24 protein-coding genes and 2 pseudogenes are annotated in these 26823 nt (G+C 44.3%); 18 read left to right on the forward strand and 8 right to left on the reverse strand.

The features are described 5' to 3' along the window. The 9 genes and pseudogenes from V7L97_RS05070 to V7L97_RS05110 form a co-directional block, all read left to right on the forward strand. The coding region (locus V7L97_RS05070) for a DUF3373 family protein (RefSeq protein WP_333653885.1) at nt 1-559 on the forward strand (559 nt) is incomplete at its 5' end. 169 nt (nt 560-728) lie between these two features. Next, nucleotides 729-1133 (forward strand): annotated as a pseudogene (locus V7L97_RS05075) (peroxiredoxin family protein). Nucleotides 1134-1449: 316 nt separating this feature from the next. After that, on the forward strand, nt 1450-2292 hold the full coding sequence (locus V7L97_RS05080) for a transketolase (RefSeq protein WP_333653888.1): 843 nt from the start codon (nt 1450-1452) through the stop codon (nt 2290-2292). Continuing rightward, nucleotides 2282-3262, forward strand: coding sequence for a transketolase family protein (locus tag V7L97_RS05085; protein WP_333653891.1), 981 nt, complete (start codon nt 2282-2284; stop codon nt 3260-3262). Before V7L97_RS05080 ends, V7L97_RS05085 begins: the two co-directional genes overlap by 11 nt. 92 nt (nt 3263-3354) lie before the next feature. Further along, complete coding sequence (gene ftsE / locus V7L97_RS05090) at nt 3355-4017, forward strand: cell division ATP-binding protein FtsE (RefSeq protein WP_333653893.1); 663 nt, start codon at nt 3355-3357, stop codon at nt 4015-4017. Next, nucleotides 4017-4892: a cell division protein FtsX gene (locus V7L97_RS05095; protein ID WP_333653894.1), complete on the forward strand. Its 876-nt coding sequence runs from the start codon at nt 4017-4019 to the stop codon at nt 4890-4892. The genes ftsE and V7L97_RS05095 overlap by 1 nt, the downstream gene beginning before the upstream one ends. Beyond that, nucleotides 4889-6088 carry a murein hydrolase activator EnvC family protein gene (locus tag V7L97_RS05100; RefSeq protein WP_333653895.1) on the forward strand — a complete coding sequence of 400 codons (1200 nt, stop codon included), beginning with the start codon at nt 4889-4891 and terminating at the stop codon, nt 6086-6088. The genes V7L97_RS05095 and V7L97_RS05100 overlap by 4 nt, the downstream gene beginning before the upstream one ends. Before the next feature lie 22 nt (nt 6089-6110). Next, complete coding sequence (locus V7L97_RS05105) at nt 6111-7403, forward strand: S41 family peptidase (protein ID WP_333653896.1); 1293 nt, start codon at nt 6111-6113, stop codon at nt 7401-7403. A gap of 47 nt (nt 7404-7450) precedes the next feature. Beyond that, complete coding sequence (locus V7L97_RS05110) at nt 7451-8158, forward strand: ribonuclease H-like domain-containing protein (RefSeq protein ID WP_333653897.1); 708 nt, start codon at nt 7451-7453, stop codon at nt 8156-8158. Here the strand turns inward: V7L97_RS05110 and V7L97_RS05115 are convergent. From V7L97_RS05115 to uvrC, 5 genes are all read right to left on the reverse strand, one after another. After that, on the reverse strand, nt 8151-9194 hold the full coding sequence (locus tag V7L97_RS05115; protein WP_333653898.1) for a phosphotransferase family protein: 1044 nt from the start codon (nt 9192-9194) through the stop codon (nt 8151-8153). The two genes, V7L97_RS05110 and V7L97_RS05115, sit on opposite strands and share 8 nt — an antisense overlap. After that, nucleotides 9191-9487, reverse strand: coding sequence for a PfkB family carbohydrate kinase (locus V7L97_RS05120; RefSeq protein WP_333653899.1), 297 nt, complete (start codon nt 9485-9487; stop codon nt 9191-9193). The genes V7L97_RS05115 and V7L97_RS05120 overlap by 4 nt, the downstream gene beginning before the upstream one ends. A 102-nt stretch (nt 9488-9589) precedes the next feature. Further along, nucleotides 9590-9973 carry a hypothetical protein gene (locus V7L97_RS05125; RefSeq protein ID WP_333653900.1) on the reverse strand — a complete coding sequence of 128 codons (384 nt, stop codon included), beginning with the start codon at nt 9971-9973 and terminating at the stop codon, nt 9590-9592. Further along, complete coding sequence (locus V7L97_RS05130; RefSeq protein WP_333653901.1) at nt 9925-10167, reverse strand: DUF433 domain-containing protein; 243 nt, start codon at nt 10165-10167, stop codon at nt 9925-9927. The genes V7L97_RS05125 and V7L97_RS05130 overlap by 49 nt, the downstream gene beginning before the upstream one ends. Nucleotides 10168-10374: 207 nt before the next feature. Continuing rightward, complete coding sequence (gene uvrC, locus V7L97_RS05135) at nt 10375-12138, reverse strand: excinuclease ABC subunit UvrC (protein WP_333653903.1); 1764 nt, start codon at nt 12136-12138, stop codon at nt 10375-10377. Nucleotides 12139-12167: 29 nt separating this feature from the next. Between uvrC and V7L97_RS05140 the strand changes: the two genes are divergently transcribed. The 3 genes from V7L97_RS05140 to V7L97_RS05150 are packed head-to-tail and all read left to right on the forward strand — an operon-like array spanning nt 12168 to nt 15541. Beyond that, the gene (locus tag V7L97_RS05140; protein ID WP_333653905.1) at nt 12168-13937 is read left to right on the forward strand and encodes a penicillin-binding protein 1A; all 1770 of its coding nucleotides are present in this window, start codon (nt 12168-12170) and stop codon (nt 13935-13937) included. A gap of 21 nt (nt 13938-13958) precedes the next feature. Further along, complete coding sequence (locus tag V7L97_RS05145; protein ID WP_333653907.1) at nt 13959-14717, forward strand: ParA family protein; 759 nt, start codon at nt 13959-13961, stop codon at nt 14715-14717. Next, entirely contained in the window at nt 14714-15541 is an 828-nt protein-coding gene (locus V7L97_RS05150) for a ParB/RepB/Spo0J family partition protein (RefSeq protein WP_333653908.1), read from the forward strand. Before V7L97_RS05145 ends, V7L97_RS05150 begins: the two co-directional genes overlap by 4 nt. Here V7L97_RS05150 and V7L97_RS05155 read toward each other — a convergent pair. From V7L97_RS05155 to kdsB, 3 genes are read right to left on the reverse strand one after another with little or no spacing between them, the layout of a single operon-like run. Beyond that, nucleotides 15490-16062 (reverse strand): GDSL-type esterase/lipase family protein, encoded by a 573-nt coding sequence (locus V7L97_RS05155; RefSeq protein WP_333653910.1) that lies wholly within the window; start codon nt 16060-16062, stop codon nt 15490-15492. The genes V7L97_RS05150 and V7L97_RS05155 overlap by 52 nt on opposite strands. Next, entirely contained in the window at nt 16049-17704 is a 1656-nt protein-coding gene (locus V7L97_RS05160; protein ID WP_333653912.1) for a CTP synthase, read from the reverse strand. Before V7L97_RS05160 ends, V7L97_RS05155 begins: the two co-directional genes overlap by 14 nt. Next, nucleotides 17683-18465, reverse strand: coding sequence for a 3-deoxy-manno-octulosonate cytidylyltransferase (gene kdsB / locus V7L97_RS05165; RefSeq protein WP_333653914.1), 783 nt, complete (start codon nt 18463-18465; stop codon nt 17683-17685). The genes V7L97_RS05160 and kdsB overlap by 22 nt, the downstream gene beginning before the upstream one ends. 57 nt (nt 18466-18522) lie before the next feature. Here kdsB and lnt point away from each other — a divergent pair, with 57 nt between their 5' ends. The 6 genes and pseudogenes from lnt to V7L97_RS05195 all read left to right on the forward strand — a co-directional run. After that, a complete protein-coding gene (lnt, locus tag V7L97_RS05170; protein ID WP_333653915.1) occupies nt 18523-20109 on the forward strand; it encodes an apolipoprotein N-acyltransferase in 1587 nt (528 codons plus the stop codon). A 73-nt stretch (nt 20110-20182) separates the two neighbouring features. After that, nucleotides 20183-21290 (forward strand): peptide chain release factor 2 gene (gene prfB, locus V7L97_RS05175; protein WP_333653916.1). Its coding sequence is split into 2 segments (ribosomal slippage): nt 20183-20257 and nt 20259-21290, totalling 1107 coding nucleotides; the frame shifts between segments, so codons are not numbered across the junction. 309 nt (nt 21291-21599) lie between these two features. Further along, nucleotides 21600-22943, forward strand: coding sequence for a chromosomal replication initiator protein DnaA (gene dnaA / locus V7L97_RS05180; RefSeq protein ID WP_333653919.1), 1344 nt, complete (start codon nt 21600-21602; stop codon nt 22941-22943). 22 nt (nt 22944-22965) lie between these two features. Then, a complete protein-coding gene (dnaN, locus tag V7L97_RS05185) occupies nt 22966-24066 on the forward strand; it encodes a DNA polymerase III subunit beta (protein WP_333653921.1) in 1101 nt (366 codons plus the stop codon). 88 nt (nt 24067-24154) lie between these two features. Then, on the forward strand, nt 24155-26584 hold the full coding sequence (gyrB, locus tag V7L97_RS05190; RefSeq protein WP_333653922.1) for a DNA topoisomerase (ATP-hydrolyzing) subunit B: 2430 nt from the start codon (nt 24155-24157) through the stop codon (nt 26582-26584). Nucleotides 26585-26667: 83 nt separating this feature from the next. Further along, nucleotides 26668-26766 (forward strand): annotated as a pseudogene (locus V7L97_RS05195) (cold-shock protein); the annotation flags it as partial. Between the last annotated feature and the right edge of the window lie 57 nt (nt 26767-26823).

Raw genomic sequence — 26823 nt, forward strand, 5'->3', positions numbered from 1 at the left:
AAATCTGGGTGAAATAGACTGGTATGGTGCAACAGTCATGGGCAAAGTCGGAGACCTCAATCTCTTTGCATCTGGCGCTATCAGCAAAACACATCCCAACAACAATACCGTTGGCACCCTGTATGGATTGCTCTGGGACACTATGACAGATACAAGCAAAAAATCACGTACAGGCAATGCCATCTATCTTGGCGGCAGGTATGATATCAAATCCACAGGAACAAAGATTGGTTTGGAGTATAACCATGGCTCTAAGAACTGGATAACATTCGTTCCTGCTAATGATGACATATGGACAGGAAAACTCGGAACAAGGGGCGATGTTTATGAGGTTTATCTAATCCAGGAACTCAGTAAGAAGCCTATTGCTAAGAGAGGAAAGGCTTTCTTCAGACTCGGCTACCAGTACTATGACTTCAAATATACTGGAAGCAATAACTGGGTGGGAGCTCCTCAGAAAATTTCAGGTTTAACAACAGCAGGACCCGGTGCTCCTCAATTCTTCGAAGTACTTGACAAAGCGACAGACATCTACTTAACCTTTGATGTCTTATTCTAAACGCTAACTTATCATTAAGCTTTAAGGGAGGGGCAATTGCCCCTCCCTTTTTTATCCTTCACAGTCTCCGCTTTAACCCCGCACTCGCATTAGTTCGTTCATTGTTTTTTCACAAACTAAGTGCTACACTGTTTATAAATTAATAAACTATGCACTTTTGGGAGGCGGCATGGTGAAGTTCAGGCTTTTCCTTACACTAATCGCTCTTTTGGCTTTATGTACCATCCTTTCGAATCCTGTCTCTGCGGCACAAGGGATTGCCCCTGATTTTACGCTGAATGACATCAATGGCAAAAAAGTGAATCTCTCGGAATTTAAGGGCAAGGCTGTTCTTCTCAATTTCTGGGCAACATAGTGCGGTCCGTGCAGGGCAGAAATGCCGTCTCTGAATAACCTCTACAATGAATACAAAGATAAAGACTTTGTTGTCCTCGCTGTATCGGTAGATACATCGGAAAAACCCGTGAAGTCCTTTGCAAGAGAACTTAAGCTCACATTTCCCATACTCATGGATAAAGACAAGGCTGTTTCCTTTGATGAGTATGCTGTATTAGGGCTTCCAACAACCTTTTAATAGATAAAAACAGGATCGTAATAGAAAAGATTATGGGAGAAAGGGAGTGGGACTCTTCTCAGAAAATACAATTGCACACAACGCTCCGGAGAAAAGCTGAAGGAGATATATGCATCCCTTGTTTCGGAACAGAGGAGGGACTTGCGGTTTGCCTTTCAGTTGCATGGGTATGATATAAACCTTATGGCGTGTTGAGACCAGAAAATGCCTGTATCCGGTCGGATACAATAAGCTAAGCCGAAAGCAGCTTGGTTACAATTTTTTATCCACATGGTATATAATATTCTAATTTTTTGACTACGAAAGGATATTGCTCATGGCCACTGTAACACAACCACGTGACATTGAATTTCTTAAAGAGCAGGCACGGACAGTCAGGATAGAGATATTGAAAATGCTCACACAGGCAGGCTCAGGCCACACCGGAGGCTCCTTATCCGCTGCAGATATTGTTACCGCTCTGTATTTCTATAAAATGCGACACAGGCCCGATGATCCAAAATGGCCCCAAAGAGACAGGTTCATTCTATCAAAAGGACATGCAGCTCCTCTTCTCTACACGGTCCTTGCTTTAACAGGTTATTTCGACAAATCCCTTCTTGGCACCCTCAGAAGAACTGGTAGCCCTCTACAGGGACATCCTTCATCAAAGATGCTTCAGGGCATAGAGGTCTCCACAGGCTCTCTGGGGCAGGGATTGTCCATAGCAAACGGCATGGCATTAGGATTGAGGCTCGATGATAGCCCTGCAAGGGTTTATTGCCTTCTGGGCGACGGCGAGATCCAGGAAGGCCAGGTATGGGAGGCTGCAATGACAGCAGGGCATTATGCCCTCGATAACTTATGCGCCATTGTGGATTTAAACAGTTTGCAGATAGACGGAAGGTGTGAAGATGTAATGAAAATAGATCCTGTGGCTGAAAAATGGAAGGCATTTAACTGGCATATATTTGAGATAGACGGCCACAACATGGAAGAAATTGTAAATACCCTCGATGAGGCAGAAAAGATAAAAGGCAAGCCTTCTGTGATACTTGCAAAGACAATAAAGGGCAAAGGAGTATCCATATTCGAAGGCAAGGTGGAATATCACGGACTTGCACCCACAAAGGAAGAGCTTGAAATCGCATTAAAGGAGTTGGGCGGAAATGGGAAGTAGGGAAGAAAAGTCAGCAGTCGAATCTCAAAGTTTCGCCGGGCAGGCTGTTGCAACAAGAGATGCCTACGGTGCAGCCCTTGCAGAACTGGGGAAAAGAAACGAAAAAATCGTCGTGCTCGATGCAGACCTTTCAGGCTCAACAAAGACAGCCAAATTCGCAAAGGCATTTCCTGATAGGTTCTTCAATATGGGCATATCTGAGCAGGACATGATGGGGACAGCAGGAGGACTATCCCTCACAGGAAAGATACCATTTGCATCCACCTTCGCCATATTCGAGACAGGAAGGGCATGGGAGCAGATACGGCAGACCATCTGCTACTCTCACCTAAATGTAAAGCTTGTTGCCACCCACGCCGGCATAACTGTTGGAGAAGACGGCGCATCCCATCAGGCATTAGAAGATGTGTCCCTGATGCGTGTCCTGCCCGAAATGGTTGTAGTAGTCCCTTCTGATGGTTTCGAGACAAAACAGGTAATCGATACCGTGGCAGACTACGAAGGCCCTGTTTATGTAAGACTTGGGAGGGCTAAGGTTCCCGCTGTAATGCCTGCTGATTATAAGTTCAGGATAGGGAAGGCATATAAATTCCATATCGGGCGTGATGTAAATATCATTGCCAACGGGATAATGGTCTCAGCGGCACTACAGGCAAGGGAGATGCTATCAAAAGATGGAATAGATGCTGGTGTCGTTAACATGTCCACAGTAAAGCCTCTTGATGCAGAAACATTGCTTGAGGCTGCAAAGGGCTCGAAGCTCATAGTGACTGCAGAGGAGCACTCCATAATAGGAGGTCTTGGTGGCGCTGTTGCCGAGTTCTTATCGGAATACCATCCGATCCCTGTAAAGAGGATTGGCACAAGGGATACTTTTGGAGGCTCTGGCAAGCCGGATGATCTGCTGAAGCTCTACGGGCTTACAGCAGAGGATATAGTAAAGACAGTGACTGAGTTTATGAGGAAATGAGTTAATGGGTAAATGGGTTAATAAGTTAATGATTATTTTTTCTCATCTGTTCATAAACTCATCCACTCTTTTACCCATCCACCATTAAAGCTATGATAGCATTTCAAAATGTCTCGAAATATTACGAGCATCAGAGCGTCCTTAGAAATATAACCTTCTCTGTACGGAAGGGCGAAATGGCCTTTTTAACAGGTCCCAGCGGCGCCGGCAAATCCACACTCTTGAAGCTTATGTATCTTGCTGAATGGCCTGATGAAGGAGACATAGTTATCGGGGACTTTCACCTTCAATCCTTAAAGACACCTCAAATACCCCGCCTGCGAAGAAGCATCGGCGTTGTATTTCAGGATTTCAAGCTCATAAATAACCTCACCGTATTCGACAATGTAGCCATGGCTTTGAGGATCAGGGGGGTTGGCGAAAAGGAGATTAAAAACCTCGTTTCCGGGGCATTAAAAAAAGTTCACCTTCGCCACCTCTCGGACAGCTATCCGCGCAGTCTTTCAGGAGGCGAGCAGCAGCGGGTTGTTATTGCGAGGGCAATTGTGACAGAGCCCCTCGTTTTGCTTGCCGATGAACCGACAGGGAACCTCGATCCCAACACATCGATCGACATAATAAAACTATTTGAAGAGATAAATTTCCAGGGAACGACAATCCTCATCGCAACCCACAACAGGGAATTGTTCAGAAATACCGGAAGACGTGTGCTGAAATTGGACAGCGGAAATCTCGTTGGCGAGGAGGTAGGCTGATGACGCTGGCCTATTCATTTAAATCGGCTTTCCAGAGCCTCTGCAGGGAGAAATGGATTAACATCCTTTCCATATTCACCGTGGCATCCAGCCTGCTGATAATAACCCTCACTGCCTTTTTCCTCTACAATGTAGAGCTTGTTGCGAGCCATCTTCCCGAGCGCTTTTCTCTGGTGGCATATCTTAATGACAACATTTCGCAGGAAGAAGTACAGGGTATAATTGATACTCTCCAAAAGAGAGGAGACATTGCGGGCTTGAAATATATATCAAAGGACGATGCCATAAAAGAGTTAAAACAGACCCTGAAGGATACCCGCTATATTCTTGAAGGGCTGGATGAAAATCCGCTCTCGTCGTCTATCGAAATAAGACTGAAAAAAGATTTTGTAACATCCGCCGCTGCAAAACGGATTTCCGAGGAGATAAAAAAGGTATCTGGCATTGATGATGTGTACTACGGAGAAAAAATAGCAGAGGCGATTCACCTCCTGAAAAAATCCTTGCAGAACATGAGCATCATAATCTTTGTAACAATCTCCACAGGCGTTGTCTTTGTTACTTATAGCACGGTAAAGATCTTATTTTACAGAAAAAAAGATGAGATAGAGATAATCAAACTCCTTGGAGCAACAAAGGGCTTTATACGAATGCCCTTTCTCATAGAGGGCGGCGCCATCGGATTCTTCGGAGGAATTCTTGGAATAATCGGCGCACTGCTCTTTTATTTTGCAGTTACATACAGATTGAGCATGGTTATTCCCATGCTCAAGACATTGGTCTTTCCCCTCGAAATTTTAATCCTGCTGCCAGTAACAGGAATTGCGCTGGGAATCGTAGGCTCTGTCATTGCCATCGGGAGATTAAAGCTTTGAAGTCAGAAGTCAGATTTTTCTTTTCCGTGTTCTGTATTCTGTATTCTGTGTTCTGTCTTCTGTCTTCTGATGCCTTTGCCGAGAGCCCTCACGAAGAGTACAAACAGATACAAAAAGATATAAAGACTCATAAGAAAAAACTCGAATCGGTAAAAAGGGCAGAAAAATCCGTCATCGAAGAACTAAGAAGAACAAATGCGGAGCTCGATGAAATAAAAGACCAGCTTACAGTCCAGCGCGGAAAAATAAAAAAAATACAAAGCAATATATCGGCCTTGCAGGTGGATATTAACAACAACAAAGAGAGCCTTAATTTACAAGGCAATCTCCTCAAAAAAAGACTGCGGGTATTACAGAGGATAAGCAAGAGAAACGACGCTCTCCTCATACTAATAGGCGGAGAGGATATATCGCAAACCTTAAGGACGCTGCGGTACATAAGCGATATATCCACATACGACTACAGGCTTATAAACAAATACAAAGAGACCGTCAGGGTCCTAAGCGAAAAACAGAACAACCTTAAAAAATTGTCTTCAGAACTCAAAACAGAAGAGGAAAAACTCACCAAATTGGAAGGCTCTTTGAAGGAAAAGAAAAAAGAGAGAGAGTCTCTCTTGGTCAGCGTCAGAAAGGAAAAAAAGACTTATGAAAAAATGATAAAGGAATTGCAGGAGGCATCAAACAGGCTCTTGAGAATAATACAGGAATCCGAAAGGCGGGAAAGCGAGCTGAGGAAAAAGAAAGGAACGAAACCGGGAACAAAGGAAGAGGAGCCGGTTGAGGACAGCGGGTTTGCGAGATTAAAGGGAAAACTCTCGTGGCCGGTAAACGGCACCGTGGCCATTCAGTACGGAACACAGGTCGACCCCTTGTTTAACCTGCCTGTCTTCAGAAGCGGTATTCATATAAAAACATCCAGTGGGTCTTCCGTGAAGGCAGTTCATGAAGGCAAGGTTGTATTTGCCGACGATTTCAAGGGATACGGTCAACTAATTATAATCAGTCATGGAGGCGGTTATCATACGCTGTACGGAAACCTGTCCAAGATTTTTTTGAAAAATGGAGCTATAATAAAAGAACATACAACCATCGGAGAGGTGGGGGAATCCAGCACCATCGGAGCAAGCGGTCTCTATTTCGAGCTCAGATATAAAGGGAAGCCCCTTGACCCTCAACAATGGCTGAAGAAATAAGAGTCGTTACGGAGGATAAAGGATGTTTCGAAGGAAGAGATGGCTTTTTGTAACAGTAGTATTCTCCATCGCCTTAATCGGAATAGTAGCGGGCAGATGGGCGGTAAAAACTGTAAATGCACAAAACGGGTATGAAGAGCTGCGTACCTTTACCGAGGTTCTTACCCTCATAAAGAAAAACTATGTTGACGAGGTCAAAACAAAGGACCTCGTGGTCGGCGCCATTAAAGGGATGATTAACTCCCTCGATCCGCATTCAAGCTATATGACGCCCGAGGCATTAAAGGAACTGCAGGTAGAAACAAAGGGCGAATTCGGGGGGCTCGGCATTCACATAGGGATTAAGGACGGAATGCTCACGGTTATAGCTCCAATTGAAGACACGCCGGCATTTAAAGCAGGCATTAAGGCAGGCGATAAGATCCTCAAGATCTCCGGAGAGTCCACAAAGAATATGGGATTGACGGATGCTGTTTCCAAGATGCGGGGGCCGAAAGGCACATCCGTTATATTGACCATTTTCAGAGAAGGCTGGAAAGAGACAAAGGATTTTACAATAGTCAGGGATATCATAAAGATCAAGAGTGTAAAGTCAAGGATGCTTCAGGATGGAATAGGGTACATAAAAATAACCCAGTTTCAGGAGTCAACAGGCCCTGACCTCTCCGCTGCGCTGGAGAAGTTGTCAAAGGAAGGCATGACTTCGCTGATCATTGACCTGAGGAACGATCCCGGAGGCCTCCTTAACAGCGCTGTGGAGGTTACCGAACAGTTCCTTCCGCCCAAAAAGCTCGTGGTTTACACAAAGAGCAAAAACGGTGAAAAAACAGAATACTTTACAGATGGGGAAAAACCATATACGGATATACCTATGGTAGTCCTCGTCAACCAGGGCAGTGCGAGTGCATCGGAAATCGTTGCAGGCGCATTGAAAGACTGGAACAGGGCAGTAATTATCGGTGTCCAGACCTTTGGAAAGGGCTCTGTGCAGAGCCTTATTCCCCTCAGCGACGGTTCGGGGCTGCGACTTACCACTGCAAAGTACTATACGCCAAAGGGCACAAGCATTCATGGTGTTGGGATTACCCCTGATATAGTCGTAAAACTCGATGTTAAGGATGGAAAGGAGCAGCACAGGGTTGCAAGGGAAAAAGATCTGGAAGGACACCTAAAAAACGAGCAGCAAAAGGAGGGTCCCGAAGAAAAGGAGATGGCTCCATTAGAGGTGGATGAAAAAGACGACAATCAATTACAGAGGGCAATAGATACCATCAAGACATGGAGGGTCTTTGAAAAGATGAAAAAGGCAGCGTAGCACATAAGGGGGACAAAGTCCCCCTTATGAAATCCTCCTGAAAATATATGAAGAGAATAATTTTTGATATAGAGACGGTTGGAGTGGATTTCGACTCCCTTGACCCGTCAACGCAGGAATATCTCTTGAAATGGGCTGAGACAGAAGAGGAAGAAGATCGGGTCAGAGAAAGCCTCTCTTTCTATCCCCTCACAGGCGAGATAGTTGCCATAGGAATGCTCAACCCAGATTCAAACAAAGGCGCTGTATATTTCCAGACACCAGAAGACATGCTCCTGCCCTTCGAAGAAGACGGCATTAGATATGAATGCGGGACAGAGGCAGAGATGCTCCAGAAATTCTGGAATGCCATAAAGACATGCGATCAGTTTATTACCTTCAATGGCAGGGGCTTTGACTGCCCTTTTATCATGATCCGCTCGGCAGTAAACAAGATAAAACCCACAAGGGATTTGATGCCAAACAGATATAATAGCGCACACATAGACCTCCTCGACCAGTTAACATTTTACGGTGCATCAAAGAGAAGATTCAGCCTCGATATGTGGTGCAAAACATTTAATATAAAGAGCCCGAAATCAGCCAATGAATCAGGCGAAGTAATAACAGGTTATGAGGTAAAAGACCTCTTTAAATCAGGCCGCTATGTGGATATTGCGCGGTATTGTGCAGGAGATCTCAGGGCAACAAAGGAATTATTCTTAATCTGGGAAAATTATATAAAAGTAGGCACAGGTAATCCTAAATCTAATTAGCTATATAGCAATTAACTTTACTCGTATCAAACCTTTCTGATGAAAGCACACTCTTAACAAACCTGAATATCTTATTTCGCGCATCATCGCTCAATTCAGGGTAAAATACTGGATTGGCAACAACTACCCCCCTGAAGGCAAAAAACGGAGCGAGCACCTCGAACAATTCATTATCCTTCGTCTGTTTGATGTACTCTTCGAAAAACAGATTAAGACCCTCGAGATACGCCCCTTTTATCTCTCCATGATACATTAAAGAGAAAAATATATAGTTAATACAAAGGGCAGTAACATCGTCTGCTGCATCACCATAAGGCCCTCTGCTTCGGTCGAGAAGAACAAAATCAGAATCGTCTTTGAACCAAATATTGCCCGGATGGAAGTCTCCGTGAATCTGGCACAGTCGATGGGTCTTGGGTTTTAGTTTTGCCCTCCAATCCACGCACATCTTTTCTATTTCTGCCATCTCCTCATAGCTTAAAGTACTGTCAGGGTATATATCAAACACCCCCATCAGGCACTCACCATGCCCTATGATGTCCCTTATTTTTCTCCAGTATAATGCCCTTGATTCTTTCTTTACCGAGTGTATCTCTGCAAGATACGATGTCATTGCCTTTATCTTGCTTATGTCTTTGGAATCAAGTTTTTCTTTTTTGGAGAATTCTCTGAGGTCATTGAAATAATCCCTTCCTTCAACTTTTTCCATCAGAAGGTAATATTCCTTGCCTCCGCCGATGGACTTTATTGAGCCATCCTCCATCTCAGCAAGCACATCTATGGCCTTTGCATGTTTTGGAAGGTCATTATATATTTCGAGGTCCAAAAGAAATACCTGAGCCCTGTCTGATGGATAATCATGCCCGAGCCCTTCGGGAAAAAGGCCTTTTATGACATATGATTTAACTTCTTCTTTTGTCTTTATCTCTATAAGGAAACCTGCGCCATGAACACCAGCGTCGAGTTTGCTGATGAATATATCGGCATCTTTAAACTTATTCTTAAGGCAAGATTTTATCGCTTCTTCGTTAATCACAACTCTCCAAAATTGCTCCTGCACCTTTTTACAAATTCATTATAAGTAAAACAATGCTCCTGAGTGCCGTATTTCTCTATCGCATAGGCAGCGGCAACCGCTCCCATTTTTGCAGCAGTCTCGATGTTCTTGCCCATTGCAAGCCCTTTAATCAGCCCTGCCCTGTAAGCGTCTCCTGCGTCTGTCGGGTCAAGAATCTCTGAAATCTTTGCCGCAGGTATTTGCATATCGCCATCAGGAGTGCTAATAAGAGAGCCCTTTTCTCCGAGTGTTGTAACAATTGTTTTCGTCATTCCTAAAAGACCTTTTTGTCCATTCCTGTCATCTTCATAACAAGCTCAAGCTCATAATCATTGGTAATCAACATATATGAGCCGTCAACTTAATGTCAAGCGTTAATGAAAGTATCGCTTTTTTCCATTGGTAATCAACATATATGAGCCGTCAACCCATTCCCTGAGAGAATTGCCGTCCCATTGTGTGAGAGATTGACCTGGGTCGCAGATGCACTTGATACCTTTGCTTTTGGCTTTCTTTGCATATTCTTTCATGTCCTGAAGATTGCCTGGACCGATGATGACTGCCGAGTCCTTTGGTTCAGGATTTTTAAAATCATATTCTGATTTATACTTCATTGCTCCGGGATTAAATCCTGTTATTTGGTTGTCTGCATACCTGTCATAGTCCTTTCCTATAGTTGCAATAATTACGGGATTTTCTCCAAGAAGGCTTAAAGAATAGGCAATGTTTCCCGCAGTGCCACCGAATTTCTCGACCATGCCGTTGACTGTAAAACATATCTTTCGAGTTCGGGATAGTCCTCCAATAATTCTTCGACTGTTATGCCGCCTGCAAGGGCCTTAAGTATTTGCTCAACGGTTATTCTTAACCCCCGGATAGTAGGCTTGCCAACCATCACATCAGGGTTAACAGTGATTCTGTCCAATAAATCTGCTGTTTGCTGTTTTTGCATTTTCTCATGCCTCCTGACTTACATCTTATTCTATCTCAAAACCTCCGATTTTTCTATGGCAGCCGTAGGGGCGGAATAGAAAGTTTGAAGTTAAGCCTTTATTAAGATAAAATAAGACATCACTCTAAAACCGCGTGGAGATATTTATGAGGTATAAAGTAAATCTCATATGTTGAAGTAGCTCATGCCTAAATTATCCTATAACCATTAGCCCTTCCTCACCCCCTCCACCACCATCTCCGCCACTTTCTTATTAAACCCTTTTATCTTCGCTATGTCATCCACCGTTGCTTTGCGGATGTTTTCAAGACTTCCGAAATGGCGCAGGAGTTCGAGCCTCCTTTTTTTACCAATTCCGGGAATTTTTTCGAGAGGAGATTCCATCAATCTCTTATCCCTTAATTTCCTGTGAAAAGAAATCGCAAACCTGTGAACTTCATCCCTTATCTTTTTCAAAAGAAGCGATGAAGTGCTTCTGTCCTCAAGGTCGATAATTTCATCATTTATCAGAAATGCCCTGTCAGGTTTTTTGGCAACGGCGATAAGATCGGTCTTTATATCTAAATCCTCCATAACTTTTCTTGCAACCTCAAGTTGCCCCTTGCCTCCATCTATGACAATTACGTCTGGCACTAAGTGTTCTTTTCTCAATACGCATTCCACAATCTCATGCATCATCGCGTAATCGTCAACCCCCTGAACACCCTTTATTTTCAGATGCCTGTACATGTCTTTTTTAAATCCTTCGCCTTCCCAATACACAAAAGCGCCTACAGACTCGCTGCCATGAATCGTGGAGACATCAAATGCTCCGATGGATGAAGGGACTTTTGTTAAATGTAATCTGTTCTTCAATATCTTTAAGGTCTCGTCAAAAGTGGACTTCTTTTTTGATCCGAAATGAAGCCTTGCATTCTCATTTGCCATCTGGAGGAGTTCCATTTTCTTTCCATCTACAGGAACCTCTATATTGACGACCTCCCCTTTCTTTTTCTTAAGCCATGCCTTCAGCGACCTTGCACTGTCAGGCATTACATTTACCAGAATAACTTCCGGCGGAATTATCTCCTTTGCATAGAAGAACTCTATAACGCTGTGCATCATCTCTGAATTGTCTGATGTCAGAACCTTTTCCAAAAAGAAATCCTTCACGCCTATGAGCGTGCCGTTTCTCACAAATAAGACATTTACAGCTATGTCATCGCCTTCTCTGTAATAACCGATAACATCTATATCCCCGAGTTCAGGAGAAACAACCTTTTGCGACTCAAATGCCCTCTGGAGCTTGAATACCCTGTCCCTTATCTTTGCAGCCTCCTCAAATCTCATTTCATCCGAAAGCCTCTGCATCCTTTCTTCAAGCCGATGCAGCAACTCCCTCTTTTCGCCTTTTAGAAAGAGGATTACATCATCTATTATCTTCTTATACTCTTCCCTGCTGATAAGTCCTGCGCATGGAGCAGAGCACCTCTTCATCTGGTACTGGACGCATGGCCTCATAGGCTTATCGAGGGAATACCCGCATGTCCTGATTAAAAAATTCCTTCTGATAAAAGCGAGTGCCTCCCACATTGCCTGTGAAGGCACATAAGGGCCGAAATATAGATTGCTGTCCTTTTTTATTCTTCTCACAACCTCTATCCTCGGCCATTGTTCTGTAACAGTCAGCTTGATGTAGGGATAATTCTTATCATCCCTCAGGATGATATTAAACTTGGGCTTGTATTGCTTTATGAGGTTTGCTTCTAATATAAGCGCCTCTAATTCATTATCCGTGGCAATAAAGGAAAAGTCCTTGACCATCCTGACCATCGCTGTCTTGCGCGGATCGAGGCTCGCAGAATCCTGAAAATAGCTCCTCAGGCGGTTTCTCAGATTTTTTGCCTTGCCCACATAGAGAACTTTCTCCTTCACGCCTTTAAAAATATAGACACCTGGCTTGCGAGGGACTTTTGATAGTTCTAAGGTCATAAAAATAGTATATCAGTTATAATATCTGTATGCATTGGTCAAAGCTTCTGATCGTTGTTCTTCTATCGGTAACCATTGGTGCATTCGGAGGTTTTATTTACTGGAGCCTTTCTGACCTTCCTGAAGTAAGATCCCTCGAAGGCTACACCCCATCCGAGTCCTCTTTTATATATTCCTCTGACGGAAAGGTTCTGGCAGAACTCTATCTCGAAAGAAGAAACTTTATTCCCCATTACAATATCCCTGACCGCATAAAAAGAGCTTTCATTGCTATCGAAGACCAGAGATTCTATTCCCATCCGGGTGTGGACATTATAGGAATCCTGCGCGCCCTCTACAAAGACCTTATGGCACAAAGCATTGTCGAAGGCGGAAGCACCATCACACAGCAGCTTACAAAGATGCTCTTTCTAAAACCAGAAAAGAGCCTGTCACGGAAAATAAAAGAGGCAATCATATCCGTCCAGATAGAGAAGCGATATACAAAGGATGAGATACTGGGCATGTACTTGAATCAGGCATACTTCGGAACAAGGGCGTATGGAATAGAGGCCGCCTCCCAGACCTATTTCGGAAAATCGGTAAATGAATTGTCCCTATCAGAGACTGCCCTGCTTGCAGGGCTCCAAAAGGCTCCCAGCATGTATTCGCCGTTTAGAAATCCTGAAAAGGCGTTTGCGAGAAGACAACTCGTCCTTAAAAAGATGCTGGAAAACAGGTTTATATCCCAGGAAGAATACGAAAGGGCAAATGCAGAGCCATTGCCTGTCAAGCCGTTTTACAGAAAATACGAGGCCCCTTACTTTGTGGAAGTTGTGAGGCAGAACCTTGAGGCAAAGTACGGAAATGCCATATATACATCTGGTCTCAGAGTATATTCAACCATTGACTATAATATGCAGAAAATTGCAGAAGAGGCCGTGGCAAATGGAATAAATGCCATTGAAAAGCGGGTAAAAAAAGGCATTCAGGCAGCATTGATAGCAATCGACCCGCGAAATGGACACATAAAGGCAATGGTGGGAGGCACCGACTTCTGGGAGACGCAGTTCAACAGGGCAACCATGGCATTGAGACAGCCAGGCTCTGCGTTCAAGCCATTTGTTTATATGGCCGCCCTTGAAAACGGCATGTCGGAATCGGATGAAATTCTTGATGAACCAGTATACTTTCCCGGCGGGAAGCCGAATACTGTCTGGTCTCCTAAAAATTACGACGGCGAATATCATGGATATGTGCCGTTAAAAACAGCCTTAGCCCTTTCATTGAATACAGCAACCGTTCGCCTTGCCTATAATGTGGGAATTAATAATGTTATAGACATTGCAAAAAAATGCGGAATAAAAAACACCCTCCATCCGTATCTGCCTTTGGCCCTCGGCGCATCAGATGTAACCCTTCTGGAATTGACATCTGCCTATGGAGTTTTTGCTACGGGAAACAGGGTCGACCCCATCACCTATGAGAAAATCATTAACAGGGACGGCGCCCTTTTAGAAGAGACTTTTCCGTCCTCAGAAAACGTGCTCGCACCTGAAACTGTGGATAAGATGAAGGTGCTTTTGAGGGCAGTGGTTGAGATGGGAACGGCAGCAAGGGCAAAGGAGCTCGGAAGGGTTGTTTATGGCAAAACAGGCACAACAAACAATTTTTCTGATGCGTGGTTTATAGGGTTTGACGACAGGCTTGTTGTCGGCGTGTGGGTTGGAAGGGACAACCACAAGCCTATCGGGCATAAAGAGGCAGGTGCAAAGGCAGCCCTTCCGATATGGATAGAGTTTATGAAAAATATCCAATGAAAATGATACAATAAATTACCAATGGGAAAAACCATCGTCATAGCTAACCAGAAAGGCGGAGTAGGAAAAACAACAACAACCATCAACCTTGCAGCCTCCCTCGCCCTCGCAGAAAAAGACATTCTCGTTATAGACACAGACCCGCAAGGCAATCTTACAAGCGGCCTCGGAATAAACAGGGATGAACTGCAGAAAAGCCTATATGACATCTATACAGGGAAGTTTCCTATAGAAGAGGTAATTATCGGAACATCGGTTCCCCACCTTCATATCGTCCCGTCAAATATAGACCTCCTCGGAGTAGAAGTGGAGCTTGTCCAGAGAGAAGGAAGGGAGAAAATACTGTTAAATGCGATTGCAAGGATAAAAGATAGTTACCGCTATATATTTATTGATTGTCCTCCGTCTCTTGGACTGCTTACGCTCAACGGCCTTGTTGCCGCTGATTCTGTCATTGTGCCTGTGCAGTGCGAGTATTATTCCCTCGAAGGCCTCGGCCTTTTATCACGGACCCTTAAGCTTGTGCGCGGCTCTTTTAATCCAACACTGGATATCGAAGGAATACTACTGACAATGTTTGATGTAAGGAATACCCTTTCCCATCAGGTGGCAGAAGAGGTCAGGAAATTCTTCAGGGAAAAGGTCTATCATACCCTTATACCGAGGAATGTCTCGCTCGGCGAGGCGCCGAGCCATGGAAAACCCGCAATCCTCTATGATGCCCGCTCAAAGGGCGCCCAGAGCTATCTATCCCTTGCAAAGGAGATGCTCGCAAAATGAAGGCCGCATTAGGCAAAGGGCTTGAGGCCCTGCTCCCTGAAAAAGGGGAGGAGGTCATCAGGCTCGAAATAGAAAAGATAATACCCAACCAGCACCAGCCGAGAAAGATATTTAAGGACGAGGCTTTGAAAGAGCTTTCTGCCTCAATAAAAGAAAAGGGCGTGCTCCAGCCAGTGATTGTATCCCGTGTTGGAGACGGCACTTTCAGGCTCATTGCAGGCGAGCGCAGATGGAGGGCTGCAACATTAGCAGGCCTGAAAAAAATTCCTGCACTCATAAAAGATGTATCCTCACAGGATGCAATAGAGATAGCCCTTATAGAAAATATCCAGCGAGAAGAACTGAATGCAGTTGAGACTGCAGAGGCATTCAACAGGCTTCTTAAGGAATTCAATCTGACGCAGGAGGAGCTTTCACAAAGGGTTGGAAAGGACAGGGCAACAATTGCGAACTATCTGCGAATTCTGAAGCTTCCGGATGAAATTAAGGCCTTTATAAATAATGACAGTATCTCCATCGGACATGCAAAGGCTTTGCTGACATTAGAAAACAGGCAGAAACAAATAGAGGCTGCAAAGGAAATAATCAAAAAAGGCTTAAGCGTAAGAGAGGCTGAGGCTTTATGCAAGAGATTATCCCAGCCTGCAATGCCGAAAAAGAAAAAAGAAAAAATGCCTGAAGTTGCAGACCTCGAAAACAAACTCACCAGATCGCTCGGAACAAAGGTAAAAATCAATCATAAAGACAAGCGGGGTAAGATAGAGATAGAGTATTATTCCCTCGATGAGCTGGACAGATTGCTTGAGATACTCTTACAGCAATAATTAAGAAACCCTTCCACCACCTTTGCCCAAACATCATAACCAGCATCGCTCAGATGCACGCCGTCGTCAAGCAGATAACTATCTTCTGACCTTCCATGCGCATTTACAAAAAACGAGAATACATCAAGGTATTCTGCATTGAATTCATAAGCGATATCTTTTAGCTTCCTGTTTATTGCCTTTATTACGCCGCTATCTATCCAGTGTAAATTCACGGGCAATATGCTCTGAACAACAATTACTGCATCTTTAAACTTGGATGATAGTTCGCTAACAATCTTTTTGTACGATTCGAGAATATCGAAGTCTTCCATTGCGATATTATTGATGCCTGTCATTAGGAAGATGCAATCGGGATTTTTGATTGATGAAATGATTCTATCAATCCGGCCAAGAAGCCCTTCAACTGTCTCCCCTGCTATCCCGAGATTCATCACATCGTATTCTGGGAAACGGCTCTGCCAATCAAAATATTCGGTTAGGGAATCGCCTATGAATGCTATGCGCTTACTGCACTTCATTAGGATGGAAAAGCTCTCGCTTCTCTTTGAGGGATGCACCGATGAATGCCTTGAACAACGGATGTGGCTCTATGGGCTTTGATTTAAATTCAGGATGGAACTGGCATCCCAGAAACCACGGGTGATCTTTTAATTCAACCATCTCAACCAGTTCACCATCAGGGGATGTGCCGCTGATGACAAGGCCATTTTTAGTGAGGATGTCTCTATACTTGTTGTTAAATTCGTATCTGTGCCTGTGCCTTTCTGATATTTCCTTTGTAACGTAAGCATCAAAGGCATGGGTTCCTTCCTTTATAACACAAGGGTAAGCGCCAAGTCTCATTGTGCCGCCCATCTGTGATTCCTTTGTCCTCTCCTCGATCCTGCCTGTCCTGTGGTTATACCACTTCTCCATGAGATAAATAACAGGGTCTTTTACATCCGCATCGAATTCTGTGCTGTTGGCTGAGAGCTTGCAGACATTACGGCTGAATTCTATCACAGCAGTCTGCATCCCGAGGCAGATGCCGAAATAAGGGATCTTTTTCTCCCTTGCATATCTTATTGCCTCTATCTTCCCCTCAATGCCCCTGGTTCCGAATCCGCCGGGGACAAGGATTCCATCCGCCTCTGACAAAAAGTTCTCTGCCCCCTTTTTCTCAATCTCTTCTGCATCGACCCAGTGGAGATTTACCATTGCATTGTTTGCAATCCCGCCGTGAAGGAGTGCCTCTGTAAGGCTTTTATATGCATCCTTCAGCCCTACATATTTTCCGACAATTGCTATTGTTGTCTCGAATTTCGGCTCCTTTATCCTTTTCACAACTTCTGCCCAGAGCGATGTGTCAGGCTCCGGACGGTCAAGGGATAGTTTTTTTTCTATAAGCTTGTCAAGGCCTTCTGATTTAAAGCAGAGGGGCACTTCATACACCGTCTCCACATCCGCCGCTGCAATAACTGCATCAGGCTCAAGGTTGCAATGAAGGGCTATCTTTCTCTTTACATCTGCCGACAATGGCATCTCCGCCCTGCAGATGAGTATGTCAGGCTGGATGCCTATTGCCCTCAGCTCCTTAACGCTGTGCTGTGTCGGCTTGCTTTTAAGCTCTCCCGCAGCCTTTATGTAAGGGACAAAGGTGAGGTGCATGTATAAGACATTTTCCCTGCCAACATCATGTCTGAACTGCCTTATTGCCTCGAGAAAGGGCAGGCTTTCTATGTCGCCGACAGTACCGCCGATCTCAACTATTATTACATCGTAATCTTCTGTTGCTGCAGACTTTATGGCGCTTTTTATCTCATCGGTGATATGGGGAACGACCTGTACCGTATCTCCTAAATAATCGCCCCTCCTCTCCTTTGTTATCACATTGTGATATATCTTTCCTGCTGTATAGTTGCTAAAAACAGATGTCCTCACATGTGTGAATCTCTCATAATGCCCTAAATCGAGGTCTGTCTCGCAGCCATCGTCAGTAACATAGACCTCTCCATGCTCGAAAGGGCTTAATGTCCCCGGGTCAACATTGATATAAGGATCGAGCTTCTGCATTGTTACCCGAAGCCCCTTTGCTTCAAGGAGCGCTCCTGTTGCTGATGCTGCAATACCTTTACCTAACGCCGATACGACTCCGCCTGTTACAAAGATATACTTAGGCATCTTTCCACCCTCTCCAGATCCATTGGTGTATCTACTCCTATGGTCTCAAACCCTGTTTCTTTTACCTTTATCCTGAAGCCTTTTTCCAATGCCCTCAATTGTTCGAGCTTTTCAATCTCCTCCAGTTTTGTTGATGGCAGTTTTGAAAGGCTTAGCAATACATCTTCTCGATATGCGTATATGCCGATGTGCTTGAAAACCGTGAGCCGTGAACCGTGAACCGTGAGATGTCTCAGGTCTTTCCATTCATCCCTGTGATACGGTATAGGAGACCTCGAAAAATAAAGGGCAAAGCCCTCTGCATTAAAAACAACCTTCACAATATTCGGATCAATTGCTTCTGTAATATTCTCTATCCTCTTTGCCAGGGTGCCCATGGATGCCCTTTCATCGTCCATCAGGCTTATAACATCGTCGATCATTTGTGGATGGATCATGGGCTCATCTCCCTGAACATTGACAATTATGTCTGTAGCCTGTAGTCTGTAGCCTGTAGCCTGTAATTTTTCGACCGCCTCTGCAATCCTGTCTGTTCCTGATGGGTGCGCCTCTGAAGTCATTATTGCCTTTCCTCCAAAGCCCTCTACCGTATCATAAATGAGTTTGTTGTCCGTTGCCACAAAGACATCCTGTACAAGGCGTGCTTCCCGCGCCCTTTCATACACATGCCGGATCATGGGTTTTCCTGAGAGGAGGCAGAGGGGTTTTCCCGGAAAACGGGAGGAGGCGTAGCGGGACGGTATAATAACAATAGCAGGCATAACTTTTTTATGATAACATAAAAGGCAGCAGTAATAAATAACAGGGGTTAGAACATTATGGACAATCTCAAGGCAAAATTCAATCAATTTTACGGGCCTGCCCTATTATCAGGGCTTTTACTCATTCTGTCTTTTCCAAAGATAGACCTTTATCTCCTTGCATGGGTTGCCCTCATACCTTTGTTTGTGTTTCTTTACGATAAAGATAAAAAAGAGGCATTTAAGGCAGGGCTTTTCTTTGGCATAGTATATTTCTTTGGCACAACCTACTGGATTTACCACGCCATAAACAAATACGGCTCCATACCATTTGTGCCGAGCATTCTGATAGTCCTCTTCTTGTGTCTCTATCTGAGCCTTTATCCTGCGCTGTTTTCAGTTTTATATTCGTCGTATATAAGAAAAACCGACCTGCCCGTGATGTTTGTGGCTCCGGTCTTCTGGACGGTACTCGAGTTTGGCCGTTCGTATGCCATGACCGGATTCCCATGGTCAAGTCTCGGTTACAGCCAGTATAAGTTTTTGGCATTCATACAGGTTGCGGATATCACAGGCGTTTACGGTATCTCCTTCCTTTTGGTGGCAATCAATGGCGCCTTTGCCGATGCCCTTTTGCTAAAACAGAGACGGCTGGAGCGGCCTCTTTATTCCCTTATTCCAACTATCAGCGGCTTTGTAATACTCTTTATAGCCCTTCTGTCGACCTTTTCCTACGGCCTTTATAAACTCAACCAGAAAAGGGATGGATTTAATATAAGGGCTGCTGTAATTCAGGGCAATATAGAGCAGGACAAGAAATGGGATCTCGCATACCAGAATGCTGTTATAAACACATATCAGGAACTTTCCCTTGCTGTGTCTCGGGACAACCCACATATTATTGTGTGGCCAGAGACTTCCGTACCGTTTTGTTTTGGAAGAGACAGGGAATTCACAGAAAATCTCTTCTCCTTTCAGAAGCAGTTGAATTCTTACCTCCTCTTCGGGAGCGTACTGGCTAAAGAACAGCGAACAGGGGATAGAAAACAGACGACAGACGACAAAAGAGGCCCGAAACCAGAAATCGGATATACCAACAGCGCTGTGCTCCTCGATAAAAATGGAAATATCTCATATATCTATGATAAAATATATTTAGTTCCTTTCGGAGAGTATGTCCCCCTGAGAAACCTCCTGTTCTTTGTTGATAAATTGGTTGTCGGCGTAGGGGATTATATCCCTGGGGATAGTTATATAAAGGCAGTGACCCCCTTCGGAAGTTTCGGCACGCTAATCTGTTACGAAATCATATTCCCTGGCCTTGTTAGGAAATTTTATGTCCGGGGGGGAGACTTTATTGTGACCATCACCAACGATGCATGGTTTGGAAAGACTCATGGCCCTTATCAGCATTTCAGCATGGCCGTGTTCAGGGCTATAGAGAACAGAAAACCTGTTATAAGGGCTGCAAATACAGGGATCTCCGGATTTATCGACAGCAGCGGAAGGATAGTAGGTACAACAAAATTGTTTGATAAGACATCTCTGGTTAAGGATATAAAAACAGACAGGACACTGACCCCATATACGAAATACGGGGATATATTTTCGTATCTATGCATTGTTTGTTCGGTGTTGCTGCTGCTGAAAAGAACAAGTAAATGAGTGAATGAGCAAATAAGTAATTACTTGATTATTCAATGACTTAGTCGCTTAGAATATATATGGAGGAATAGATATGCTGTTACAGAACGAGCTTAAAGATTACATTTCTGAATTAAAAGAGAAGGCAGCCTCTTTAAGAGGTTATCTTTGATGTCGACAGGCTCAAGACCGAACTGTCGAATATAGAGAAGGAACTCTCATCCGAAGACGTATGGTCTTCTCCAGAAAAACTGAAGGGTCTGCAGAAGGCAAAGGCCAATATCGAAGAGACCATACGGCCCATAGAAAATGCAATAAACAAGATCCTCTACCTCGAGGAGTCTCTTGCAATCCTGAGCGAGGATGAGGGGGAGATATTCTTTGAGGACATTAAAAGAGAGGCTGATGAGCTCAGAAAAAATTTAGAGGCTATAGAATTAAAACTCCTCCTTTCAGGAGATGTTGATAAAAATAGTGCGATAGTGACAATCCATCCGGGTGCAGGCGGTACAGAGAGCCAGGATTGGGCGCAGATGCTGATGAGGATGTACCTGCGATGGGCTGAGATGCATAGATACAGGACGGAAATAGTTGATTTACAGATAGGGGATGAGGCTGGGATCAAGGGAGTGACCTTCACGGTCGAAGGCCCTTATGCCTATGGTTATCTGAAGGCAGAGGCCGGCATACACAGACTCGTAAGAATATCGCCCTTTGATGCAAACAAAAGAAGGCATACATCCTTTTCTGCCGTGCTTGTGTATCCTGAAATAGAGGATGATATTAAGATAGAGATAAGGGATGAGGATCTGAAAATAGACACCTTCAGGGCTTCAGGTGCAGGCGGACAGCACGTGAATAAGGTCTCATCTGCTGTAAGGATTACCCATATTCCTACAGGAATAATAGTTTCGTGCCAGAGTGAGAGGTCACAGCACAGAAACAGGGAATTTGCAATGAAGATATTAAAATCGAGGCTCTATGATATATCTCTCAAAGAGCGGGAACAGAAACTTGAAGGTATAGCAGGCGATAAAAAGGAGATATCATGGGGAAATCAGATAAGGTCTTATGTGCTTCAGCCTTACAGGCTTGTTAAAGACCACAGGACTAATATAGAGGTCGGCAATGTGGATACGGTTCTTGATGGAGATATTGATGCCTTTATTGAGGGATATCTAAAAAATCCTAACAAATACTAAGAAGTAATACTACTATTCTTTTATTTAAATAATAAATAGTGATTATAGTAGGCACTGTTTATTTGTTAATAATCTATATAGATATTTATTTATCAATAAGTTATAGATGTAAGAAATCAGTATTGTTTTTTATATGGAATTGCATTTGGTGTTGAAAAGATTTTCGGTTCTTATTAACTAACATATTATTGCCCTTGTTTTAACATATAGGCTATAATGAGCAGGTGAAAGTGGATGGAATTATTAACAAATGTTAATAACATGTTAATAAATAATGGACATTTCGGTTTTCTCAGAAGAGGATAAGGGATGGCAGCGGTTACCAACATAGAAAAAATATGGGATAAAAGCCTCTCCAAGATTGCTGAAAAGGTTGGAGACAGCACCTTTAACCTTTGGTTCAAGCCAATAAAACTCCTTCAACTGAAAGACAAAACTATAGCACTGGAGATTCCGAACAGGTTTTTCAGAGAATGGATAGAGGACAATTATCCTACAATTATTGCAGACACTATGGAAAGTATCCTCGGATATCCCCTGACCGTAAAATACAAGACTGCAGAGAAAGAGGATGCTGCCCTAAGGAGGATGGATTCGAGGCTCGAAAACAGAAGGAACAAACTGGCAAGCAGGGGCATTTATTTAAATCCGAGATATACCTTTGATACCTTTGTTGTGGGTCCTTCAAACCAGTTTGCCCATGCTGCTGCCATGAGGGTTAGAGAGAACCCGGGCTATGCCTACAATCCGTTATTCATATACGGCGGAGTCGGTCTCGGCAAGACGCACATAATAAATGCAATCGGAAATGCCATAGTGGATAAAAATCCAGGGATGATAGTCTATTATGTCTCTACAGAACAGTTCACCAACGAGGTCATCTCATCCATAAGGCACGAAAAGATGGCGGAACTAAAAGAGAAATACAGAAATGTTGATGTATTGCTTATCGACGACATACAGTTCATATCAGGAAAGACCACAACGCAGGAGGAGTTCTTTCACACATTCAATTCCCTTTATGAAAAGCAGAGGCAGATAGTGATCTCCAGCGACAGGTCGCCCATGGAAATAGCGGATATTACAGACAGGCTCAGGTCGAGATTCAGCATGGGGCTTATTGCGGACATACAGCCTCCGGAGGTAGAGACAAAGGTTGCAATTATATATAAAAAGGCGGATGCGGAGAAGCTCTCAATAAACGACGAAGTAGCATATTTCATAGCCACGAGGGTAAAGTCCAACATAAGAGAGCTGGAGGGATGCCTTATAAAGTTAGGCGCCCATGCGTCACTCACAGGCATGCCAATAGACATAAATATGGCGAAGAATGTGCTGAAAGACCTGATATCTGAAGACGACAAACCCATAACCGTAGAGACCATACAAAAGGCAGTCTGTGAATATTTCGGGATGAAGGTACAGGAGCTGAAAACAAAAAAGCGCACGAAGGAAGTGGCAAATGCACGGCAGATAGCAATGTATATCGCAAAGCAGCATACGCAGCTATCCTTAAGCGAAATCGGCAGGTGCTTTGGCGGAAAGGACCACGCCACTGTGATCTATGCATGCAAGCAGATAGAGGACAGGCGCAGCAGGGATGAAAACCTGAATAAAAGCATAGAGAATATTAATAAAAAGCTGAGAGGATAGTCTCTATAAAACGGAGGGAACAATGAAGGTATCAGTAGAAAAGGACGAATTGCAAAAGAAACTTTCCGATATCCAGAATATCGTGGAAAAGAAAAATACCATGCCCATATTGAACCACTTCCTTCTTACAGCGGAAAAAAAGGGGGCGTATATCACTGCCACAGACCTTGAAACAGCTTTTAAAGAGCCAATTAAACTCGGCATAGCAGAAGAAGGCAGGATGTGCATTCCTGCAAGGAAGCTGTTCGAGATTGTAAAGGAGATGGACGGAGAAGTAAACCTTGAATCCACAGACACCCAATGGGTAAAGGTTAAATCAGGAAAGAGCAATTTCCGCCTTGCAAGCCTCTCTGCAGACGATTTCCCTGTCTGGCCCTCCTTTGAATCAACAGAAGAAATGGAGATAGACTCTTCACTGCTCCTTGAGATGATAGACAAATCCATATACGCTGCTGGAGAGTCGGATACAAGGTATGTACTGAACGGCCTTCTCTTTCATGTAAAACCCGGCGGAGCGCTTATTGTTGTCGGTACAGACGGCCACAGGCTGGCGCTTTCTGAAAGGGCCATAACATCCAAATCAAAAGAAGAGAAAAAGATGATTGTTTCGAGAAAGTCCGTAGCCGAGCTGAGGCGATTTTTAAGCGATGAAGCAAAACCCGTAAAGGTTGTTGTTGGGAAAAACCATGTCCTTTTTAAGATAGACGACATACAGTTTCTGACAAGGCTGATAGAGGGGACATATCCAAATTATGAACAGGTCATTCCAACTGCAAATGAGAAGATACTCACAGTGGACAGGAACCTGCTTACAAAGTCCCTGAGAAGGGTCTCGATAATGAGCAGGGAGAGGAGCAATGCGGTGAGGGTGGATATAGATTCCAGCAATATGGTGATTTCTGCCTCAAACCCAGACCTTGGAGAGGCAAGCGATGAGATCAGCGCAAGCTATTCAGGAGATGCAATGACCATGGCCTTCAATGCGCGGTATGTACTGGATGCATTAAATGCCATGTCTTCTGAAAAGGTCATACTTAAACTGAATGAACCCCTCAGCCCTGCCATGATTACCGAGGACGGAGGGGAGGACTACAAATGCGTAGTAATGCCGATGAGATTATAGGCAATAAGTAAAAGAGTATATGTGTAAATGAGTAAAAACACATCCACTCATTTGTCCTTTTACTCATAAACTTGGCAAGAGGGAGAAAATGGACGAAAAAAAGATAGAAGAGGCTGCAGAACAAACATCTATTGCTGAAACAGAGGAATACGGAGCTGAAGCGATAAAGATACTGAAAGGCCTTTCAGCAGTACGGGTAAGGCCTGCAATGTACATCGGTTCCACAGGCATAGACGGCCTGCACCACCTTGTTTATGAGGTCGTGGACAACAGCGTGGATGAGGCCCTTGCAGGGTTCTGCACAAACATAGAGGTCATCCTGCATCACGACGGAAGCTGCACAGTAATAGACAATGGAAGGGGTATTCCCACAGAGCCACACCCGGGAGACCCTGAAGGCAGGACCGCTGCAGAGATAGCGCTAACAGAACTCCATGCAGGAGGGAAGTTCGAGTCAAAGGCATACAAGATTTCAGGAGGGCTTCATGGCGTAGGCGTGTCTGTTGTTAATGCACTTTCTGAATGGCTCGAGGTGGAGATAAAACAGAACGGCCTTGTACATCAGCAGAGGTTTGAGAGGGGGACCACTGTAAGCCCTTTAACCGTTGTGGGAAAGACAAAGGGCAGGGGGACAAAAATTACATTCAAGCCCGATGCAGAGATATTCGAGACAATGGAGTTCCATTACGATGTCCTTGCACAGCGGCTCAGGGAGCTCGCATTTTTGAACAAAGGGCTTCAGATAAACATTACAGACGAAAGGACAGCAAAGAGCCAGGTCTTCCTGTATAAGGGAGGGATTGTATCCTTTGTGGAGCATCTCAATAAAAACAAGACTCCTATTCACCCGAAGCCTATATACATATCAGGAGAAAAAGAGGGGATTAATGTCGAAGTAGCCCTCCAGTACAATGACGGCTATACAGAGAACATATATACATTTGCAAACAACATAAACACGAGGGAGGGCGGTACCCATCTGGTAGGCTTTAAATCAGCCCTTACAAGGACGTCAAACAGCTACGGAATATCCTCCGGAATCCTGAAAGAAGGAAAAGAGAGCATATCCGGCGAAGACATAAGGGAAGGACTTACAGCGGTTATAAGCGTAAAGCTTCCGAACCCCCAGTTTGAAGGCCAAACAAAAATGAAGCTTGGAAACAGCGAGGTCAAGGGCCTTGTTGAATCCATAACAAACGAAGCACTTTCCACATACTTTGAAGAAAACCCTTCTGTTGCAAGGAAGGTAATAGAAAAGGCAATCCAGGCAGCGAGGGCAAGGGAGGCTGCAAGAAAGGCAAGGGAGCTGACACGGAGAAAGGGAGTCCTTGAGGACACAGGACTTCCCGGCAAGCTCGCAGACTGCTCCGAGAAAGACCCTGCGCGTTCAGAGCTGTTCATAGTAGAAGGAGACTCTGCAGGAGGCTCTGCAAAGCAGGGAAGGGACAGGCGTTTTCAGGCAATACTGCCCTTGAGGGGAAAGATACTCAATGTTGAAAAGGCGCGTTTTGACAAGATGCTCACATCTGACGAAATAAAGACATTGATAACAGCCCTCGGCACAGGCATAGGCGCAGGTGATTTTGATGCATCGAAATCAAGGTATCACAGGATAATAGTCATGACAGACGCAGATGTGGATGGAGCTCATATCAGAACACTCCTTCTTACATTCTTTTACAGACAGATGCCCGACCTCATCGAGAGGGGTTATCTGTATATTGCACAGCCGCCTCTTTTCAGGGTCAAGAGAGGTAAGACCGAGAGATATGTCCAGAATGAGGCGGAGCTCATGGCGATGCTCTTTGAGCTTGCTGCAGAGGACATTCAGGTATCGACGCCTTCGGGTTTGATAGGAGGCAAGAAGCTTATTCCCCATCTCAAAAAGATTTCATTATATGAGAGAATAATGGAGTGGTTTGATAAAAAGAGGAAAGACCCTGAGATTATAAGCCTGCTTCTGGAATTAGGCGTTGAAAAATCAAATTTCAAAAGCGCGGAGGCAGTAACATCGCTTCTGGAAAAAATAAAAGGAAAGATCCCTAACATAAAGCACGGCGAGATAAGCTTTGATGAAGAGCAGGAAGCGCATGCAGTAGAAATCAGGAAACAGAATTACAAGATGAGCCTTTCTGTCTCATTCATTCAGTCGCCTGAGTTTAAAGAGATAGCACAGATGTACAAGGAAATAACAGAGATTTTCGGCAACCCTCCGTATAAACTGCAAATAAAAGGGGAGACAAAAGAAGTCGCTTTATTAAAAGAACTGCTGACCACGGTAACCGAGGCATCCAAAAGGGGTTTGAGCATTCAGAGGTACAAAGGACTTGGCGAGATGAACCCGCAGCAGTTGTGGGAGACGACCATGGATCCTGAAAAGAGGACGCTCTTACAGGTCAGCATAGAGGATTCTGTCAAGGCAGACGAGATATTCACCGTCCTCATGGGCGACCAGGTGGAGCCGAGAAAGGAGTTCATAGTCAAGCACGCACTTGAGGCGAGGAATATAGATATTTAAAAGTTTCAGTTGTCAGTTTGCGCATCTGTGATGCAGCAGGAAGTCCATGAGACTTTATTTTTTACACAAGGAGGTATTTCTGAATGGCTACCGGTACAGCGAAGTGGTTCAACGATTCCAAGGGTTTTGGCTTTATTACGAGTGATGAAGGCGGCGATATATTCGTCCACTATTCTTCCATTTAAGGTAGTGGATTCAAATCCCTTGCCGAGGGCGACAGAGTCAGCTTTGATGTCGAA

Origin of the sequence: Dissulfurispira sp., from assembly GCF_036745535.1 — a bacterium.
Lineage (GTDB): Bacteria > Nitrospirota > Thermodesulfovibrionia > Thermodesulfovibrionales > Dissulfurispiraceae > Dissulfurispira.

Excerpts from the sequence above, each read along its gene's own strand:
- V7L97_RS05080 (WP_333653888.1), top strand. The coding sequence starts at position 1,450 with ATGGCCACTGTAACACAACCACGTGACATTGAATTTCTTAAAGAGCAG.
- V7L97_RS05085 (WP_333653891.1), top strand. The coding sequence starts at position 2,282 with ATGGGAAGTAGGGAAGAAAAGTCAGCAGTCGAATCTCAAAGTTTCGCC.
- ftsE (WP_333653893.1), top strand. The coding sequence starts at position 3,355 with ATGATAGCATTTCAAAATGTCTCGAAATATTACGAGCATCAGAGCGTC.
- V7L97_RS05095 (WP_333653894.1), top strand. The coding sequence starts at position 4,017 with ATGACGCTGGCCTATTCATTTAAATCGGCTTTCCAGAGCCTCTGCAGG.
- V7L97_RS05105 (WP_333653896.1), top strand. The coding sequence starts at position 6,111 with ATGTTTCGAAGGAAGAGATGGCTTTTTGTAACAGTAGTATTCTCCATC.
- V7L97_RS05110 (WP_333653897.1), top strand. The coding sequence starts at position 7,451 with ATGAAGAGAATAATTTTTGATATAGAGACGGTTGGAGTGGATTTCGAC.
- V7L97_RS05120 (WP_333653899.1), bottom strand. The coding sequence starts at position 9,487 with ATGACGAAAACAATTGTTACAACACTCGGAGAAAAGGGCTCTCTTATT.
- V7L97_RS05125 (WP_333653900.1), bottom strand. The coding sequence starts at position 9,973 with ATGGTCGAGAAATTCGGTGGCACTGCGGGAAACATTGCCTATTCTTTA.
- V7L97_RS05130 (WP_333653901.1), bottom strand. The coding sequence starts at position 10,167 with ATGCAAAAACAGCAAACAGCAGATTTATTGGACAGAATCACTGTTAAC.
- uvrC (WP_333653903.1), bottom strand. The coding sequence starts at position 12,138 with ATGACCTTAGAACTATCAAAAGTCCCTCGCAAGCCAGGTGTCTATATT.
- V7L97_RS05140 (WP_333653905.1), top strand. The coding sequence starts at position 12,168 with ATGCATTGGTCAAAGCTTCTGATCGTTGTTCTTCTATCGGTAACCATT.
- V7L97_RS05145 (WP_333653907.1), top strand. The coding sequence starts at position 13,959 with ATGGGAAAAACCATCGTCATAGCTAACCAGAAAGGCGGAGTAGGAAAA.
- V7L97_RS05150 (WP_333653908.1), top strand. The coding sequence starts at position 14,714 with ATGAAGGCCGCATTAGGCAAAGGGCTTGAGGCCCTGCTCCCTGAAAAA.
- V7L97_RS05155 (WP_333653910.1), bottom strand. The coding sequence starts at position 16,062 with ATGAAGTGCAGTAAGCGCATAGCATTCATAGGCGATTCCCTAACCGAA.
- V7L97_RS05160 (WP_333653912.1), bottom strand. The coding sequence starts at position 17,704 with ATGCCTAAGTATATCTTTGTAACAGGCGGAGTCGTATCGGCGTTAGGT.
- kdsB (WP_333653914.1), bottom strand. The coding sequence starts at position 18,465 with ATGCCTGCTATTGTTATTATACCGTCCCGCTACGCCTCCTCCCGTTTT.
- lnt (WP_333653915.1), top strand. The coding sequence starts at position 18,523 with ATGGACAATCTCAAGGCAAAATTCAATCAATTTTACGGGCCTGCCCTA.
- dnaA (WP_333653919.1), top strand. The coding sequence starts at position 21,600 with ATGGCAGCGGTTACCAACATAGAAAAAATATGGGATAAAAGCCTCTCC.
- dnaN (WP_333653921.1), top strand. The coding sequence starts at position 22,966 with ATGAAGGTATCAGTAGAAAAGGACGAATTGCAAAAGAAACTTTCCGAT.
- gyrB (WP_333653922.1), top strand. The coding sequence starts at position 24,155 with ATGGACGAAAAAAAGATAGAAGAGGCTGCAGAACAAACATCTATTGCT.